The following is a 16,161-nucleotide window of genomic DNA, read 5'->3' on the forward strand; positions in this document are numbered from 1 at the left end:
TGCCCCCCGCGGGCTGGTCCACCCGGGGGCCCCGGGCCGGGCGCCCGCGGCGGGCAGGACTCTGGCGTCCTGCCCGCCGCGGCCTGTTCAGGGTGTCGGGTCGGCGCTGACCACGACGGCGTCCGGCGCGCGGGGCGGCTCGCGGTGCATCAGGTGGCGCAGCGCCGTGTTGAGCACGGCGACGATCGGCACCGCGATCAGCGCTCCGATGATCCCCGCGATAGCGATGCCCGCGGCCAGCGCCACGATCACGGCCAGCGGGTGGATCGCCACCGCGCGGCCCATGATCAGCGGCTGCAGCACGTGGCCCTCCAACTGCTGCACCAGGATCACCGCGGCGAGCACGATCAGCGCGGTGAGCGGGCCCTGGTCGACGAGCGCCACGAGCACCGCCACCGCCCCGGACACAGTCGCCCCGACGATGGGGATGAACGAGGACAGGAACACCAGCGCCGCCAGCACGAACGCGAACTCGACCCGCAGCAGCACCAGGGCCAGGCCGATGCCGACCGCGTCGATGAACGCCACGATCACCGTGGCGCGCACGTACGCCACCAGGGTCAGCCACCCGGCACCGCCGGCCTCCAGCACGGGACGGCGCGCGCGGCGCGGCAGGGCGAACGTCGCCAGGTGCCAGAGCCGATGCCCGTCGCGCAGGAAGAAGAACGTCACGACGATGACCAGCATCGCGGTGATGAGCACCTCGAATCCGGCACCGGCCGTGGCGAACAGGCCGCTGGTGAGGTTCTGCCGGTTGTCGCTCACCCAGGTGCCGGCCGCGTCGAACGTGCCGTCGAGCTGGCGGGTGGACAGGTGCAGCGGGCCGGTACGCAGCCACTCACGGACCTGCTGCAAACCGGCGGAGGCGTTCTCGGCCAAGCCGGGCATGCCGTCGACGAGCTGCGTGACCAGCAGGGTCAGAAAACCCACCGTCAGCAGCACCCCGCCGAACAGGACGATCGCGGTGGCCAGCGAGGCGGGCAGCCGCAGCCGCTCGCGCAGGATGCGCACCATCGGCGCGAGCAGCGCCGCCAGCAGCAGTGCGATGGACAGCGGCACCAGCACCTGGGCGAGCCGTCCGGCCAGCGTCAGCACCACCCAGCCGACCCCGGCGAGCACCAGCAGCCGCCAGCCCCACGCGGCCGACACCCGCAGCCAGTACGCGACGGCGAGGTCGGGGTTCCGGTGCGGGTCGTCCTCGCTGTCCGGGGCGTCCACGGTGTCGGGCAGCAGCAGCGGTGGCACGGAGCGGGCCGACTCCAGGCGCTCGCGGGCGGCGCGCAGGCTGGCCCGCCACCGTGCTGCCTCGGTCGACGGGGGAGCCGGAGTGACGGCGGGTTCAGAAAGGGACATGGGGGACCTCCGGGCAGCGGTGCGGGGGATCGGCGACGGCCGCCCGGCACGAGGGGAGGGTGACCGGCTGATCCCCCGGTTACCCTCGGCGACGATCGGCAAACGGCAACCCGCTGTCCGATGGTTTCCGTTACCGGCTGTTATCTGTCGCACATCCCGGGTACCGTCGTCGGCAGGTGCCCCGGATTTCGGGCCCTGCCCCCAGCTGTTGATCCACTTGGAGCATGTGTGTCCGCTGCATCCGTGAACCGTCCCGACCGGCCCAACCCGCCGGCCACGCTGGTCTTCAGCGCACCGGAGGAGCCCCGGACCGACACCCGCGACGCGGCCGAGCCCCGCCCGGTCGTGCTCGATCCGTTCGCAGTGCCGGCCGCCGGCAACGCCCACACGGGCGCCTGATCCGCAGCGAGACCACGGGCAGGCCGCTCGACCTCATGCGGGTCAGGAGCGAGCGGCCCAGCGCAGCCCGCGCTCGGTGAGCGTGCGGATCTCGGGGATGTCGAGGTCGGGCAGGTGGTGCCCGATCGTCGAGACGAAGATCCGGCCCAGACCCCACTGCCGGGTGTACACCGCCGGATGCGTCACCGGTTCGTCCCAGGGTTCGCCGTCCTCGACGTCGAACGTGATGGTGGCCAGGACGTCGTTGAGCGGGTCGGCGAGCATCCAGTAGCGCTCGGTGTTCAGCGCGACGGTGCTGATTCCCGCGACGATCGGATGCCCTGCCTTTTCCGGCCGCACCGTCAGCGTGTGCGGGACGAAGCCGCCCGGGTGGCAGGTGAACCAGCCGCCGGTGAGCCATTGGTAGCGGCGTTCGGTGAACGCGGCGACGATGCCCCCGTGCCAGCCTGCGAGACCGGTGCCCGCGCGCACCGCGGCGTCGAGGTTGCGGGCGCGGCCGGGGGTGAGCCCGTCGCCGCCCGCGGTCCAGCAGTTGACGATCAGGTCAGTGGCGGCGAGCAGCTCGGCGTCGTCGTATACGGCCAGGTCGTCGGCGGTGTCGACGGCGAATCCCTGCGCTGCCAGGAACGGCAGGAAGCTGTCGGTGGTGCCGACCGGGTCGTGGAACCCGGCACCACCGCGGACGATCAACGCGCTACGCATGGCGGTCAGCGTAGCCGCGCGCACGGATCATGTCTACATATGTGGACTGCAAGCGCCATCTTGGCAGGGCACTGGAATGCTGGCTATGCTGCTCGCCATGCGACGTATCTTGATCACTGGTGGCGCCGGCAAGGTGGCGACGCTGCTGCGTACGGGCCTGGCGCGGCCGGACCTCGTGCTGCGCCTGCTCGACATCCGCGAACCCGCGGTGCTGCCCGGGGTGGACGGCTCCCGTGAGGAGATCATGATCGGTTCGGTGACCGATCCCGACGTGCTCGCCGAGGCCATGCGCGACGTCGACGCGGTGGTGCACCTGGGCGGTCAGAGCCGCGAGTCCGACGTGCGCGACGTCATCGAGTCCAACATGTACGGCACGTACCTGCTGTTCGAAGCCGCGCGAGCGGCCGGGGTGAGCCGGGTCGTGCTCGCGTCGTCGAACCACGCCGCCGGCTTCCACCCCCGTGGCGAGGAACCCGCCCCGGCCGACCTGCCCGGCCGGCCGGACACGCTGTACGGCTGGAGCAAGGTCGCCATGGAGGCGTGCGGGCAGCTCTACGCCGACCGGTTCGGCATGGACGTGATCTGCCTGCGCATAGGGCTGTGGTTCCCGACGCCGCCCGGCCTGCGCGGACTGGCGCTGTGGCTCTCGCCTGACGACGGCGTACGGCTGATCGAGGCGTGCCTGTCCGTGCCGTCGCCGGGCTTCCGGATCGTGTGGGGGATCAGCCGCAACACCCGCCGCTGGTTCTCGCTGGCCGAGGGCGAGGCGATCGGCTACTTCCCGCAGGACGACGCCGAGGTGTTCGCCGAGGCGCTGATCGCCAAGCACGGCGAGCCCGACTTCGCGGCCGACCCGGTGCTGACCCGCCTCGGCGGCCAGTGGTGCGACGTCCCCCTCGGCGTCAGCTACTGACCCGTCCAGATCATTCGACCTGCCTGGCATGTGTGCGTATCTTGACCGCGCATACGCACACATGCCAGGCAAGTTCGCGGATCTTGCGGGAGGTCGGGACGCCCGACGGCGCCGTCAGCTGTCGGCGGTGTCCGTCGGCTTGCGCCAGACCGAGATGTGGCTCTCGCTGTCGGACGTGAACGGCGCCTGTGCCCAGTCCGCCACCCGCTGTTCGAGCACCAGGCCGGCCAGCCGGGCCATCAGATCGCACTCGGCCGGCCAGATGTAGCGGAAGTTGCTGCAGCCGTACCGGGTGCTGCCGTCGTCGAGCCGCCGGTAGTGGTGCGAGGTGCCCTGCTGGGTGACCATGTCGTAGGTGTCGAAGCCGACGTGCCGGTCGGTCACCGCGAACGGCACCGCGGACTGTCCCGGCGGGAACCGGCGGATGCCCGGCACCCACAGCTCGATGACGAAGCGGCCGCCCGGCGCGAGGTGCCGTGCGGCGTTCTGGAAGCAGCGCACCTGCTCGTCCTGGGTGCGCAGGTTGCCGATGCTGTTCCACGCCACGTACACCAGCGAGAACTCGCCGGGCACGGTGGCGGTCGCCATGTCGCCGACGACGACCGGCAGCTCTTCCTCGGACACCTTGCGGCGCAGGTGGTCGACCATCGGCTGCGACAGCTCGATACCGCTGACGCGGACGCCCCGGGCCGAGAGCGGGACGGCCACCCGACCGGTGCCGATCGCGAACTCCAACGCCGGGCCGGCACCGGCCAGCCGGGCGAGGAAGTCCACCGCGGGATCGAGCACGTGGGGTGCGAACATCTCGGCCGAGGTGTCGTCGTACCGCGCTGCTGCGTCCTCGTCCCACAGATCACTACTCGTCATGTGCGCGAGCCTGCCTGCCTCGATGCCGGCCCGCCACCGGTTTACGAAGAGCCCGTTCAGTTGTCGGCGACGACCAGGCCGTCTCGCTCGTCGTCCCAGGCGGCGGCACTGATCCGCCACCCGGCGGAGGTCCGGACGAACTGCATCGTCTTCATGCCCCGGCCGGTGAAGGCGGCGCCGTGCTGCGCGCCGGCCTTGGCGTAGGCGCAGAAGTGCTGGGCGATGTGGCCGAACACCTCGGTGCGTCCCGGCAGCGCCCACTCCCGGAAGCCGGTCAGCGTGCCGCCTGCCAGCAGGGCCTGCCGGGGTGCGATGAAGCCGTCGACGTCGTACATGGTCGGTTCGCCGCCGCAGGTCTTCACGATCACCGCGCCGGGCAGGAACAGCTGCCGGAGCGCGTCGAGCCGCGCGGTGCTGTCCGGGCCGGAGGTGAACGCGGCGAAGAACATGTGCACGATGTCCTCGATCGCCGCCCGGTCGGCGGCGTCCCGGCCGGTCACCGGATGCCGTGGCGGCGCAGGGTGGCGGCCAGTGCCGTCGCGGCGCGCACCACGGCCGCGGCCACGCGTGCGACTTCGGCGTCGGTGGCCAGGTCGGCGGGCATGGAGCAGCTGATCGCGTCGGTGGCCGGGATGCGGTAGTGCACGGCGGCCGCGACGCAGGCCACGCCATCGGTGCCCTGTTCGTGCTCGTGTGCCCAGCCGCGGTCGCGGACCCGGGTCAGCTCCTCGTGCAGCACGTCGCGGTCGGTGATCGAGTGGCTGGTGAAGCCGATCAGCTCGTCGGGCAGGATCTTGTCGACCTCGACCGGGGTCAGCTCGGCCAGCAGCGCCTGGCCCAGCGCGGTGATGTGCGCGGGCAGGCGGCGGCCGACCCGGGAGACGACCCGCACGGCGTCGCGCGACTCGCGGCTGCCCAGGTAGAGGACGTGGCCGTCGTCGCGGCGCGCGTAGTGCACGGTGTAGCCGATCTCCGAGCGCAGGTCTTCGAGGGCCTCGTAGACGTGCGGGAGCGCCGGATCGCGGTCGAGGTAGGCGGTGCCGGACAGCAGGGCGTGCGGGCCGACGCCGAACAGCGAGCCGCTGTCGTCGGCCTCGACCCATTTGAGCTCGCGCAGGGTGCGGACCAGGGCATGCAGGCTGCTACGCGGGTATCCCATGATCTCCTGCAGGTCGGAGATGCTCAGCCGGACGGGTGAGGCCGCCAGCGTCTCCAGGATGCGGACCGTGCGCTCGGCTGACTTCACCAGCGAGCTGTCGGGCTGGGTTGAGCTCATGGGTCCCACCGTCCACGCGAATTGTTTCGGGAGTGTTGACGGTCATAGTACCGGACGCTAACTTGTCGTTGCACCACTTGCAGATAAGAAGAATCCGTCCACATATGTAGACAGGAGGCAGCGTCCGATGCTCAGTCGAAAAGCGACCAGGCTCGTGGCGGCGCTGGCGGCCGTGTTCGCAGTAGCGACCGCGGCCGGCTGTGGTGAAGACACCCCGCCGGCGGCAGACAGCAAGGCTCCGCTGGAGATCTGGGTGCGCAAGCCCCCAGGCTCGAACACCGAGAAGACCCACCAGGCGCTCGCGGCGAAGTTCACCGAGGCTACCGGCATCCCGGCCAAGGTGACGGCCCTGTTCGAGGACTTCGAAACCAAGCTGCAGCAGGCCGCGGCCCAGAAGAAGCTGCCCGACATCGTCGTCAACGACACCGCGCAGCTGGGCACGCTGGTCAAGCAGGGCCTGGTCCGCGACGTGAACCAGGGCGACATCGCCGGCGGCGACCAGCTCACCCCGGCCTCCTGGGACGCCGCCCGCGGCGCCGACGGCAAGATCTACGCGGTGCCCTTCTCGGCGCAGTCGTTCGCGCTGTTCATCCGCAAGGACTGGCGCGAGAAGGTCGGCGCGGCGCAGCCCACGAGCTGGACCGAGCTGGACGCGCTGGCCACCGCCTTCACCACGAAGGATCCCGACGGCAACGGCAAGGCCGACACCTACGGCTACGTCATCCCCGGCTCCACCAAGCGCGGCTACCTGGACTGGTACTTCTCCAGCTTCCTGTGGGCCGCGGGCGCCGACTACTTCTCCGGCACGGCGGGCAGCCTCACCCCGGCGATCGGCTCCGACGCCTCGGTGGCCGCGGTGCAGTGGCTCAAGGACCAGTTCTGCGGCGCGAAGAGCGTCGTGCCCGGCGCGGTGACCTCGGAGACCACGCAGGCGCACCCGCTGTTCGAGGCGGGCAAGGGCGGCATCTACTTCACCGGCCCGTACAACATGGCGCGCTTCGACAAGAATCTCGGCAAGGACAAGTACGAGGTCGTGGCACTGCCGGCCGGTCCCGGCGGCAAGTCCGCGTCGCTGGCCGAGGGGGAGAACGTCTACCTCATGGCCGGCTCGGCCAACCCGGCCGGGCAGGAGAAGTTCGCCGAGTTCCTGATCACCGAGCAGGGCCAGACCATCGGCATGGCCGGTGACACCGACGGCAACGTGGTCCGGCTGCCCGTGAACAAGAACGTCGACCTGGCCAAGGTGCGCCAGGACACCCGCTGGCTGGTGTTCGACAAGGTCTACAAGGAGGCCGGCAAGTACGCGCCGGTGGTGCCCGAGTGGACCCCGTTCCGCACCGCGTCCTCGGAGAGCCTGAACGCGATCGTCGCGAACTGCTCCTCCGATCCCAAGGCGGAGCTGGCCAAGCTGGCCGCGAAGTTCAGTGAGGAACTCAAGAAGCAGAAGGCCGGCGCATGAGCGTCGGCATCGTGAGCTGGAGCGACTGATGCAGGCCACCGGTTCCGGGGCCACGGCGACCGCCGTGCGCCCCGGCCGGCGGCCCGGGCAGTCCGCCCCGCCGCCGGCCCGCGCCAGACGCGCCGGACGCTTCAACGTCAAGGCCGCACTGATCCCGTGGCTGTTCCTCGCCCCGGCGCTGGTCATCTTCGCGATGTTCAAGTTCTGGCCGATGGCGCAGGCCGTGAAGATGAGCCTGTACGAGGTCCGGCCCTACCTCGGCGACCGCTGGGTGGGCCTGGACAACTACCGGCAGATGCTCACCGATGAGGACTTCCTCGCCGCGATCGGCCACACCATTGTGCTCGCGGTCGGCCAGACCGGCGGCGCGATTGTGCTCGGCATGGGCCTGGCGCTGTTGCTGGAGGGCTCGGCCAGACACCTGTGGGTGGTACGCACTGCGGCCTTCCTGCCGACGGTCGCCGCGATGGCCGTGGTCGCCGAGGTGTGGCGCATCCTCTACTTCCCCGCGCCCGACGGCGCCGTCAACTCCATCCTGGGCTGGTTCGGGGCGGGGCCTTCGCAGTTCCTGAACGGCGAGGACAGCTCCCTGCTGTCGGTGATGGCGGTGGGCGTCTGGCGCGGTGCGCCGTACGACATGATGATCTTCCTGGCCGGGCTGGCCGGGGTCGACCGCAACCTCTACGAGGCGGCCGCGGTCGACGGCGCGAACGTCTTCCGCCGGATCTGGCACGTCACGTTCCCGGCGCTGCGCCCGGTCTTCGCCATCCTGTTCACCCTCGCCGCGATCCGCGGCCTGCGCGTGTTCACCGAGATCTTCCTGCTCACCAACGGCGGCCCCAACGGAGCGACCGAAGTGATGATGACGTTGATCTACAAGCTGGGTCTGGAACGCGGTGAACTCGGCATCGCCGCCGCCGGGTCGATGCTGCTGCTGGCGGCGACCGTGCTGCTCACCGTCGTGGTCCGCGCCGTGCAGGCCCGCTCGTCGCGGCAGGTGGCGTGATGGCGTCCGGATTCGACAGCGCGCTCGGGTTCAGCGGCCGCCGCGGGCCGGTCGCGGTCGTGGCCAAGGTCGTGGTGTACACGATCGTCGTCGCGATCTTCGCCGGGCCGCTGCTGGCACTGATGGTCGGCGCGTTCACCCGGGTGCCCGACCCGACGTCGCTGTCGCTGACCTCGGGCGAGTTCACGCTCGACAACTTCACCCGCGCCTTCGATCGCGGCGTGCTGGGTTACCTCGCGAACTCGTTCATCGTGGTGGGCGGCGGGCTGCTGCTGCAGATCGCGGTGAGCGTGTCCGCCGCGTACTCGCTGGCGCGTAAGAAGTTCCCGCTGATGAAGCTGGTGTTCCTGCTCATCCTCAGCACGATGATGCTGCCCGAGGAGGTGCTGGCGATCCCGCTGTCGCTGGTGCTGTCCGAGGTCAACCTCACCGGCTCACTGCTCGGGATGATCGTGCCGGTCGGCGCGTGGGCGTTCTCCATCCTGGTGATGACCGAGTTCATGAAGGAGATCCCGGTCGAGCTGGAGGAGGCGGCCCGCCTCGACGGGGCCGGTGACCTGCGCGTGTTCTGGTCGGTGGTGCTGCCGCTGTGCCGCCCGGCGCTCGGCGTGATCGGCATCTTCGGCTTCACCATGATCTGGGATCAGTACCTGCTCCCGCTGCTCGTCGCCACCGACGCGCAGCAGTTCACCCTCCCGCTGGCTCTGCGCACGCTGCGCTCCGACGAGGAGGTGGGCGTCGGCGTGCTGCTGGCCGCCTCGCTGCTCGCGCTGCTGCCCAGCGTGCTGGCCTTCCTCGCCATGCAACGCCAGTTCATGCGCGGCCTCACCTCCGGCGCCGTCAAGGGCTGACGCCGCCACCCGTAAGTCTGCTCAGCCACTACCGAGGAGATCCACCATGCGCCTGCAGGGGCTGCTCTCGTTCCCGCTCACCCCGTTCACCAGCGACGACAAGGTGGACCTCACCGTCTTCGCCGAGCACGTCGAACGCCAGATCGCGGCCGCGCCCAGCGCGCTGTTCGTGGCCTGCGGCACCGGCGAGTTCACGGCGCTGAGCGCCGACGAGTACCGCGACGTCGTCGCCACCGCCGTGCGGGTGGCCGACGGGCGGCTGCCGATCTTCGCCGGCTGCGGCGGGGGCCCGCAGGCCGCCCGCGAGTTCGCGCAGATCGCCGCCGAGTGCGGCGCGAACGGCCTGCTGCTGCTCCCGCCGTACCTGGTCACCTCGACGCCGGCCGGGCTGGTCGAGCACGTGCGCTACGTGGCGTCGGCGACCGCGCTGCCGATCACCGTGTACCAGCGGGCCAACGCCGTGCTCGACACCGCCGCCGCGGTCGCACTGCTGGACATCCCGACCGTCGTCGGCATCAAGGACGGCCGCGGCGACGTCGACGCGATGCTGCGCCTGGTCACCGCCGTACGCCAGTCCGGGCACCCGCGCGCGCAGGAGTTCGGCTTCCTCAACGGCCTGCCTACGGCCGAGATGTCGGTGCAGGCGTACGAGGCGATCGGCGTGGAGAGCTACTCCTCGGCGGTGCTCTGCTTCGCGCCCGACATCGCCACCGCGTTCTACCGCGCGGTCCGCGCGGGGGAGAAGGCGGCCGTGTCCCGGCTGCTGGCGGAGTTCTACCTGCCGCTGGTCGCGCTGCGCGACCGGGTGCCGGGATACGCCGTCGCGCTGGTCAAGGCCGGGGCGCGGCTCGACGGGCTGGAGGTCGGGCCGGTACGCCCGCCGCTGGTCGACCTGTCGCCCGAGCACCTGGCCGAGCTGAAGGCCATCATCGCGCGGGGCCGTGCCGCCCTGGCGCAGGTGACAGCATGATTCGCGTCCGGCACAACGGGGAGGCGGCATGAAAAGCACCGACATCAGGATCCGCGAGGTCGTCATCACGCCGGTGGCGTTCCCGGACCCGCCGATACTCAACTCGGCCGGGGTGCACCAGCCGTGGGCGTTGCGCGCGATCGTGGAACTGCGCTGCGGCGACGGGCTGATCGGGCTGGGCGAGACCTACGGCGACGCTCCGCACCTGGAGCTGCTGCGCAGCGCCGGGGCGACCCTGGTCGGGCTGGACCCGTTCGACACCAACGGGCTGTGGCGGCGGGTGTGCCGGGCGCTGGACGGCACGGACTCGCCCGACCGGCACGGCCTGACCGGCGGCTCCAGCCCGCAGAAGACCGCGCTGCGGGTGTTCAGCCCGTTCGAGGTGGCGTGTCTGGACTTGCAGGGGCACCTGACCGGGCGGCCGGTGGCCGACCTGCTCGGCGGGGCGGTCCGCGACCGGGTGCCGTTCTCGGCGTACCTGTTCTACAAGTGGGCCGCCCACCCGCCCGCCGACGGCCCGGCGTCGCTGGTCGGCGCGCTGCCGCCGGTCGACGACCCGTACCCGGAGGCGATCGACCCGGCCGGGATCGTCGCCCAGGCCCACCAGTTGATCGACCAGTACGGCTTCGGCTCGATCAAGCTCAAGGGCGGGGTGTTCCCGCCCGACGAGGAGATCGCCGCGATCAGGGCGCTGCGCGAGGCGTTCCCCGGCCTGCCGCTGCGCCTGGACCCGAACGCGGCCTGGAGCGTCGAGACGTCGCTGCGCGTCGCCGAGGAGACCGACGGGCTGCTGGAATACCTGGAGGATCCGACCCCGGGCATCCCCGGCATGGCCGCCGTTGCGGCGCAGGCCCCGATGCCGTTGGCAACCAACATGTGCGTGGTCAGCCCCGACGACATCGCGCCCGGGTTCACCCAGGGCGCGGTCGGGGTGGTGCTCGCCGACCACCACTACTGGGGCGGGCTGCGCCGCAGCGCCGAACTCGCCGCGATCTGCCGCACCTGGGGCGTCGGGGTGTCCATGCACTCCAACAGCCACCTCGGCATCAGCCTGGCCGCGATGACGCAGCTCGGCGCGGCGCTGCCCGAGCTGACGTACGCCGCGGACACGCACACGCCCTGGCAGTGCGGCCTCGACGTGCTGGAGCGTCCACTGCCGATCGTCGGCGGCGCGGTGGCGCTGCCCGACGGGCCGGGACTCGGCGTCAGCCTGGACCGCGACGCGCTCGCCCGGCTGCACGAGAACTTCCTGCGCTGCGCGATCCGCGAACGCGACGACACGGCATACCGGCGGATCTTCGAGCCCGGCTACACCAAGCGGAGGCCCCGATGGTGATCAGCGTGCACGCGTTCCCGTGGGACGTGCTCGACGACGACGGCATCGTCGACCGGTTCGCGCAGACCGGCGCGGACGCGGTGACCCTGGCCGTGTCGTACCACTCCACGCGCGCGGCCACGCCGCTGCACCCGTCGCGGCGCTTCGTCGACGCCCGCCATGCCGCGCTCTACCGGCCCGTACGCGAGCAGGCCTGGGCCGGTCGGCGGCTCGTGCCGCAGGCGCCGGACTGGACCGGCACAGCCGACGCGGCGGGGGAGGCCGCGGCGGTGCTGCGCGCAGCGGGCATACCCGTCAACGCCTGGATCGTGCTGGCGCATGACACCCGGCTCGGCCTGCTGAACCCCGACCTGACTGTGCTCAACTGCTTCGGCGAGCGGTACCCGTATGCGCTGTGCCCGGCGCAGGCAGAGGTGCGTGAGCACTGCGTGACGCTCGCGGGCGAGGCGCTGCGGGACCTGCCCGTCGACGGGGTGTCGCTGGAGTCGTGCGGGCAGATGGGTGTGGCGCACATCGGCTGCCACGAGAAGACCGACGGGGCGTACTCCCCGCTGGTCCAGCGGGTGCTGAGCATTTGCTGCTGCACCGCCTGCACCGCGGCCTGGGCCGCGCGGGGGCTGGACCCGGACCAGGTCGTCGCAGCCTTGTGCGAGGCGGTCCGCACCGAGACCCAGCTGCCCGAGCAGACGGCTGCGGCGCTGCTCGCGGCCCGGCAGGAGGCCACCGCGACGATGCTGGGCGAGGTGCTGGCCGAGGTGCGCCGGCACGCCCCGGTCGCGCCGGTGACCCTGCACGGCCACCCGGACTCGTGGGCGGCCGGCCCGTCACCGGGCCTCGCCCCGCAGGTGCTGCCACTGGTGGACCGGGTCCTGGTGCCGTGCTGGCCCACCGACCCGGCGACGGCCGACCTGGTGTCGGCACTGGCCGGACGTGTCATCGTGGACGCCTACGTGACCGTGCTGCCGCCGGCACAGCCCGACCGGCTGTCCACGCACGTGGCCCGGTTGCGCGAGGCCGGGGCGACCCGGCTCAGCCTGTACCACCTCGGCCTCGCCTCCGCCGCGCACCAGCCGCTGCTGGCCGCCCTGACCAAGGAGTTCCGCTCCTGACCGCACCCGCGGCCGCGCCGCTCCGGCAGCGCGGCCGCGGTCACTGGAACCGACGATCTCGCCGGCCGCCGACGGCGGCCGGCGACGGCAAGGAGAACACATGAACGTGTCCACCGCGGTGTCACGGGCCGTGGCGGCCGCACCGCACCTGGCCTCGCTCAGCGGCGAGCTGCGCCGCACCATGTTGCACGCGTGCGCGGACGCGCTCGCCGCGGCGGGCGGCGAGATCGTCGCGACCGCGCTGGAGGAGACCGGGCTGACCATGGCCCGGCTGCGCGGCGAGCTGGACCGCACCACCGGTCAGCTGCGGCTGCTCGGCGACCACGCGGCCAAGCCGTGGCGGCGGGTGTCCGCCGGGGTCGCCGCGGGCGGCGGTGACGTGGTGACCGTGCCCGTCCCGGTCGGCCCGGTCGCGGTGTTCGCCGCGTCGAACTTCCCGCTCGCGTTCGGCGTGAGCGGTGGCGACACGGCGTCGGCGCTGGCCGCCGGGTGCCCGGTGGTCGTCAAGGCACACCCGGCGCAGCCGCGCACCGGCGAGCTGCTCGGGCAGATCCTCGCCCGCGCCCTGCCCGACGGTGCGTTCTCGCTGGTAGCGGGCGGGCCGGAGGTGTCGCTCGAACTGGTGCGGGCGGCCGGGATCCGGGCGGTCGGCTTCACCGGCTCGCTGACCGGCGGCCGGGCGCTGATGGACGCGGCCGCGGCCCGGCCCGACCCGATCCCGGTCTACGCGGAGATGGGTTCGCTCAACCCGGTGCTGGTGCTGCCCGGCGCGGCCGTCCCGGCGACCGTGTCGGCGCTGGCCGCCGCGGTCACCGGCTCCGCGGGACAGCTGTGCACCAAGCCGGGCCTGGTCGTGACGGGGTCCGCGGCGTTCGCCGAGGAGCTGGCGAACGCGGTCGCGGCCGTGCCGGTGCACCGGATGCTGACCGCGGGCATGGCGCAGGCGCACGAGACGTGGCAGGCGCACGCGTCGGCGGCGCATCGGGTCGTCGCGGGGGCGGGCTCGCCCGCGCCGTTCGCGGTGGTCGTGGACGTCGACGACCTGGCGGGGGAGCTGCTGGAGGAGCACTTCGGGCCTTCGGTGGTGATCGCCGTCGGGGCGGCCGAGGACGTGCCGTCGCGTTTGGAGGGCTCGCTGACAGCGTCGGTCTTCGCCGACGAAGGTGACCGCGAGGCTGCCCGCTCGCTGCTGCCGGGTCTGTTGACGCGGGCCGGGCGCATCGTCTGGAACGGCGTGCCCACCGGTGTCGCGGTCTGCGACGCCATGCAGCACGGCGGGCCGTGGCCGGCGACGTCGGCGTCGTGGTCCACCTCGGTCGGCACGGAGGCGGTCGAGCGATTCCGCCGTCCCGTGGCGCTGCAGGGGTTGCCGGTGGAACTGCTGCCCTAGCTGCGAATACATATACCTGTAAGATCCACGGCGTCCATGTATGTGGACGCCGTGTCAATTTGTGGTTGCCTATTGACCTGCTGGATACATGTCAGCAAACTGTTCGATCACAGGAGTCCATTGGAGACCCCCATCCCCGGAGGCACCTGATGTCTCGACGATCCGTCCCCACCCCGCTGCTGGCCGGTGTCACCGCGGCCCTGCTCACCACAGGGCTGCTCATGGCGGTGCCCGACCGCCCGGTGCCGACCCCGGTCGCCGCGCTGACCACCCTCGACCTGTCCGCCGCCAACCGGCGGGCCCCGATCGCCGGTCTCTACGACTGGTCCAAGGCCGGCTACCGCGGCGGCGCGAACCTGCCCGGCGCGAGCGAGACCAACCCCGACGCCGCCTGCCAGATCACCCCCGCCGAGCTGGCCGCGACCTACGCCGTCACCCCGAACGACGGCGTCGACGACTCCACCGGCCTGCAGGCCGCCATCGACGCCGTGCGCACCGGCTGCTCCCCGGGCGCGAGCTACACCAAGCTCTCCCTGATCACCCTGCCCGCCGGCACGCTCAACGTGTCCCGGCAGCTCGCCGTCGACGCCGACTACCTGATCATCCGGGGCGCGGGCAGCGGCACCGGCGGCACGAAACTGGTGTTCCGGCCCGACGCGAACACCCGCTATGACGCGCTCACCGACGACGGCTCGGACTGGGACGAGGACGGCATGACCTCGGGCTCGGCCAAGGGCGGCTGGATCTGGCCCGGCCGCGGCCTGTTCCGGGTGCAGTCGCGCGGCGTGCACTCCAGCTACGCGAGCGAGTACGCCGCCGCGCCGGCCAATCGCAAGGACCTGTTCGAGGGCACCGTCAACGTGCACTGGAAGGCCGGGCTCAAGCTGCGCGGCAAGACCGGCGACACCGGCTTCGCCGCCCGCATCGGCGACACCGTGGTGCACCTGGCGACCAGCGGCTCGCTGAGCGCGTTCACGGTCGGCGGGCTGGTCAACATCCGCGCCGCGAACTCGCTGAACTTCTACGCCCAGCAGGACGTGACCCCGGCCGACGGCACCCTGCAGAACATTCACATGCGACAGCAGATCTTCACCATCACCGCCGTCGACAGCGCCAACCGCACCCTCACCCTCGACAAGCCCCTGGAGTACGACGTCCCGGTCACCTCGACCTCCGACGGCAGCGCCGCGATCGACGGCGCCGTCTACGACTCCAAGGCGGCCCCGCTGGTGGACCCGGTGCTCGGTGTCGGCTTCGAGAACTTCGCCCTCACCCAGGACATGCCCGGCCTGAACGCCGCCGACGCGGTGCACAACTACGGCAACATGTCCCCGGCCGACGAGATGCACGGCATCGTGTTCAAGTGGGCCGCCAACTCGTGGGTGCGCGGTATCAGCGCGCAGATGACCGGGTCGCACCCGATCGTCACCGAGGAGGCGTACCACCTGCAGATCGTCGGCAACTCCCTGGACGGGTCCTGGAACAAGGGCAAGGGCGGCAACGGATACTTCCGCGGCTCGCGCGTCTGGGACTCGCTGTACGCCGGCAACACCTCGCGCAACCTGCGCCACTTCACGTTCCAGTGGTCGTCGTCGGGCAACGTCGTCATCGGCAACGACTTCGACTCCGACATCAACCTGCACGGCGGCTGGGAGCGCAACAACCTCATCGAGCTCAACACGGTCACGGTGCCGTACCAGCACCGCTCCGCGAGCTGCACCGCCAACTGCGGCGAGGAGGGCGGCGGCGGCACCGACGCCTCGACCTGGTTCCCGATCTGGTGGGCCGCGGGCAAGAAGGCGGTCAAGTGGTCCGGCTCCTCCGGCCCGCGCAACGTCTTCTTCAACAACACGATGTCCAAGCAGGTCACCGCGGGCGCGGCCTACACCCCGTACTACGCCGACCACCAGCGCATCTACCAGTTCGGCTGGAACGGCACGGGATGGAAGCACCTCGACTCCGCCGGCACCCCGATCCCGGACTGGGCGGGCCGTGAACAGCTCGACTACACCGGCGGCCATGGCGTCGACGCCACCCGCACCGACACGGCCGCCTCGCTGTTCCTCAAGTCGCTGACCGGCGCGCCGAGCCCGTCCCCGACGGCCGCCTCGCCGAGCCCGTCCGCCCCGGCCTCCCCGTCGGCCTCGCCGTCGACCGTGCCGTCGCCGTCGGTCTCGCCGTCCCGGTCGCCGAGTCCGTCGCCGTCGGCTCCCGCCGGGTGCCTCACCGTGCGCACCGTGCAGACCTCGTCATGGAGCAGCGGCTACGGCATGGACGTGTTCATCAAGAACAACTGCGCCACCGCGACGACGAGCTGGACCGTCGAGTTCGATCTGCCCACCGGCACGACGGTCAGCAGCTCCTGGAGCTCCACCCGCACCTCGACCGCCCAGCACCACAAGTTCGGCAACGTCTCCTACAACGGCGACATAGCCCCCGGCCAGGAGGAGGACTTCGGCTTCAACGCCGCCGGCACCGGCCTCCCCCTCAACATAAGCGCCCGCTGACAGCACGAAGGAAGGGCACCTTC

At 71.6% G+C, this 16,161-nt stretch carries 15 protein-coding genes; 10 read left to right on the top strand and 5 right to left on the bottom strand.

Features of this window, described 5'->3' with window-relative positions; genetic code table 11:
- Positions 1–87 precede the first annotated feature (87 nt).
- Positions 88–1,353 (bottom strand): AI-2E family transporter, encoded by a 1,266-nt coding sequence (locus tag F9C41_RS24275; protein ID WP_155389145.1) that lies wholly within the window; start codon positions 1,351–1,353, stop codon positions 88–90.
- Between the two features lie 228 nt (positions 1,354–1,581).
- On the opposite strand from F9C41_RS24275, the gene F9C41_RS24280 reads away from it, so the two are divergent.
- Positions 1,582–1,752: a hypothetical protein gene (locus F9C41_RS24280; RefSeq protein WP_170212912.1), complete on the top strand. Its 171-nt coding sequence runs from the start codon at positions 1,582–1,584 to the stop codon at positions 1,750–1,752.
- 42 nt (positions 1,753–1,794) lie between these two features.
- Here the strand turns inward: F9C41_RS24280 and F9C41_RS24285 are convergent, their stop codons facing one another.
- Entirely contained in the window at positions 1,795–2,454 is a 660-nt protein-coding gene (locus tag F9C41_RS24285; RefSeq protein ID WP_155389147.1) for a ThuA domain-containing protein, read from the bottom strand.
- A 97-nt stretch (positions 2,455–2,551) separates the two neighbouring features.
- Here F9C41_RS24285 and F9C41_RS24290 point away from each other — a divergent pair, with 97 nt between their 5' ends.
- On the top strand, positions 2,552–3,367 hold the full coding sequence (locus F9C41_RS24290) for an NAD-dependent epimerase/dehydratase family protein (protein ID WP_155389148.1): 816 nt from the start codon (positions 2,552–2,554) through the stop codon (positions 3,365–3,367).
- Positions 3,368–3,481: 114 nt separating this feature from the next.
- Here the strand turns inward: F9C41_RS24290 and F9C41_RS24295 are convergent, their stop codons facing one another.
- From F9C41_RS24295 to F9C41_RS24305, 3 genes are read right to left on the bottom strand one after another with little or no spacing between them, the layout of a single operon-like run.
- On the bottom strand, positions 3,482–4,234 hold the full coding sequence (locus F9C41_RS24295) for a class I SAM-dependent DNA methyltransferase (RefSeq protein ID WP_155389149.1): 753 nt from the start codon (positions 4,232–4,234) through the stop codon (positions 3,482–3,484).
- A 56-nt stretch (positions 4,235–4,290) separates the two neighbouring features.
- A complete protein-coding gene (locus F9C41_RS24300) occupies positions 4,291–4,734 on the bottom strand; it encodes a DUF4440 domain-containing protein (protein ID WP_155389150.1) in 444 nt (147 codons plus the stop codon).
- Complete coding sequence (locus F9C41_RS24305; protein WP_155389151.1) at positions 4,731–5,510, bottom strand: IclR family transcriptional regulator; 780 nt, start codon at positions 5,508–5,510, stop codon at positions 4,731–4,733. The genes F9C41_RS24300 and F9C41_RS24305 overlap by 4 nt, the downstream gene beginning before the upstream one ends.
- Before the next feature lie 127 nt (positions 5,511–5,637).
- Here F9C41_RS24305 and F9C41_RS24310 point away from each other — a divergent pair, with 127 nt between their 5' ends.
- From F9C41_RS24310 to F9C41_RS24345, 8 genes are all read left to right on the top strand, one after another.
- Positions 5,638–6,969, top strand: a complete 1,332-nt coding sequence (locus F9C41_RS24310; protein WP_155389152.1) for a sugar ABC transporter substrate-binding protein — start codon at positions 5,638–5,640, stop codon at positions 6,967–6,969.
- Between the two features lie 28 nt (positions 6,970–6,997).
- Positions 6,998–7,975: a carbohydrate ABC transporter permease gene (locus F9C41_RS24315; protein ID WP_155389153.1), complete on the top strand. Its 978-nt coding sequence runs from the start codon at positions 6,998–7,000 to the stop codon at positions 7,973–7,975.
- Positions 7,975–8,826, top strand: a complete 852-nt coding sequence (locus tag F9C41_RS24320; RefSeq protein ID WP_155389154.1) for a carbohydrate ABC transporter permease — start codon at positions 7,975–7,977, stop codon at positions 8,824–8,826. Before F9C41_RS24315 ends, F9C41_RS24320 begins: the two co-directional genes overlap by 1 nt.
- A 46-nt stretch (positions 8,827–8,872) precedes the next feature.
- Complete coding sequence (locus F9C41_RS24325) at positions 8,873–9,796, top strand: 5-dehydro-4-deoxyglucarate dehydratase (RefSeq protein WP_155389155.1); 924 nt, start codon at positions 8,873–8,875, stop codon at positions 9,794–9,796.
- A gap of 28 nt (positions 9,797–9,824) precedes the next feature.
- Positions 9,825–11,132, top strand: a complete 1,308-nt coding sequence (locus tag F9C41_RS24330; RefSeq protein ID WP_155389156.1) for a glucarate dehydratase family protein — start codon at positions 9,825–9,827, stop codon at positions 11,130–11,132.
- A complete protein-coding gene (locus tag F9C41_RS24335) occupies positions 11,126–12,241 on the top strand; it encodes a hypothetical protein (RefSeq protein WP_155389157.1) in 1,116 nt (371 codons plus the stop codon). Before F9C41_RS24330 ends, F9C41_RS24335 begins: the two co-directional genes overlap by 7 nt.
- A gap of 55 nt (positions 12,242–12,296) precedes the next feature.
- On the top strand, positions 12,297–13,631 hold the full coding sequence (locus F9C41_RS24340) for an aldehyde dehydrogenase family protein (RefSeq protein ID WP_269058969.1): 1,335 nt from the start codon (positions 12,297–12,299) through the stop codon (positions 13,629–13,631).
- Between the two features lie 149 nt (positions 13,632–13,780).
- A complete protein-coding gene (locus F9C41_RS24345) occupies positions 13,781–16,138 on the top strand; it encodes a cellulose binding domain-containing protein (RefSeq protein ID WP_230689964.1) in 2,358 nt (785 codons plus the stop codon).
- Positions 16,139–16,161: the final 23 nt, after the last annotated feature.

The organism is Catellatospora paridis (assembly GCF_009720365.1).
In the GTDB taxonomy this organism is placed as follows: domain Bacteria; phylum Actinomycetota; class Actinomycetes; order Mycobacteriales; family Micromonosporaceae; genus Catellatospora; species Catellatospora paridis.

What these genes read in the sequence shown, in the direction of transcription:
- F9C41_RS24275 (WP_155389145.1), bottom strand. Translation starts at nt 1,353, where the DNA reads ATGTCCCTTTCTGAACCCGCCGTCACTCCGGCTCCCCCGTCGACCGAG.
- F9C41_RS24285 (WP_155389147.1), bottom strand. Translation starts at nt 2,454, where the DNA reads ATGCGTAGCGCGTTGATCGTCCGCGGTGGTGCCGGGTTCCACGACCCG.
- F9C41_RS24290 (WP_155389148.1), top strand. Translation starts at nt 2,552, where the DNA reads ATGCGACGTATCTTGATCACTGGTGGCGCCGGCAAGGTGGCGACGCTG.
- F9C41_RS24295 (WP_155389149.1), bottom strand. Translation starts at nt 4,234, where the DNA reads ATGACGAGTAGTGATCTGTGGGACGAGGACGCAGCAGCGCGGTACGAC.
- F9C41_RS24305 (WP_155389151.1), bottom strand. Translation starts at nt 5,510, where the DNA reads ATGAGCTCAACCCAGCCCGACAGCTCGCTGGTGAAGTCAGCCGAGCGC.
- F9C41_RS24310 (WP_155389152.1), top strand. Translation starts at nt 5,638, where the DNA reads ATGCTCAGTCGAAAAGCGACCAGGCTCGTGGCGGCGCTGGCGGCCGTG.
- F9C41_RS24315 (WP_155389153.1), top strand. Translation starts at nt 6,998, where the DNA reads ATGCAGGCCACCGGTTCCGGGGCCACGGCGACCGCCGTGCGCCCCGGC.
- F9C41_RS24320 (WP_155389154.1), top strand. Translation starts at nt 7,975, where the DNA reads ATGGCGTCCGGATTCGACAGCGCGCTCGGGTTCAGCGGCCGCCGCGGG.
- F9C41_RS24325 (WP_155389155.1), top strand. Translation starts at nt 8,873, where the DNA reads ATGCGCCTGCAGGGGCTGCTCTCGTTCCCGCTCACCCCGTTCACCAGC.
- F9C41_RS24330 (WP_155389156.1), top strand. Translation starts at nt 9,825, where the DNA reads ATGAAAAGCACCGACATCAGGATCCGCGAGGTCGTCATCACGCCGGTG.
- F9C41_RS24335 (WP_155389157.1), top strand. Translation starts at nt 11,126, where the DNA reads ATGGTGATCAGCGTGCACGCGTTCCCGTGGGACGTGCTCGACGACGAC.
- F9C41_RS24345 (WP_230689964.1), top strand. Translation starts at nt 13,781, where the DNA reads ATGTCTCGACGATCCGTCCCCACCCCGCTGCTGGCCGGTGTCACCGCG.